1 pseudogene is annotated in these 659 nt (G+C 34.7%); it reads right to left on the bottom strand.

Annotated features, from left to right (window positions below):
- Positions 1-659: pseudogene (locus AZI32_RS17300) on the bottom strand (peptide MFS transporter); the annotation flags it as partial.

The following is a 659-nucleotide window of genomic DNA, read 5'->3' as shown; positions in this document are numbered from 1 at the left end:
CCACATACAATTACTACAGCTCCTACTATAGCATATGCAGGTGCAAATGAGAATTTTGATAAGAATTCATATAAATACCCATGTGCTTTAGCAGCTATAAATACTGCTAACGGCCATATACCCATCATTAAACCTAGCACTTTAGCAGGTGAAAATTTACTTATAAATGAGTTTCCAAGTGGAGAGAATACCATTTCCCCAAGAGTCATTAATACTCCAAACATAACTATCCATATTAAACTTGCTTGACCATCGCCTCTTAATACTTCTGCTAATGCCATTACCGCAAATGATAATCCTAGTAATACCATACCTAATGCAGTTTTCTTGAACATACTTAAGTCTCCTTTAGGAGATCTTGCACGCTTATTCCAAACCATAGCTAGTATTGGTCCAAGAATTATACAAGAAAGAGAATTTAATGAGTCAAACCAAGCTGATGGTACTCTAAATGTTCCTATCATCCAATTAGCTTTATTAGCATCAGCAAAATCTGGCCCCCAATGATATAATATTGGTAGCGTTGCTAAGTAATAAACTAACCAAAATGCTATAGAGAATACTGTAAGGAATATAATTGCACTTACTCTTAATTTATCTTTTTTAGTTAAAGGTTCTTCAGAAGATTTTTGCGCTTCTGATTCTGATGCAGCGTTAGC

Source organism: Clostridium sp. ATCC 25772 (genome assembly GCF_001573875.1).
Taxonomy (GTDB): domain Bacteria; phylum Bacillota; class Clostridia; order Clostridiales; family Clostridiaceae; genus Clostridium_J; species Clostridium_J senegalense.
This window is presented reverse-complemented; position numbering and strand designations above follow the sequence as displayed.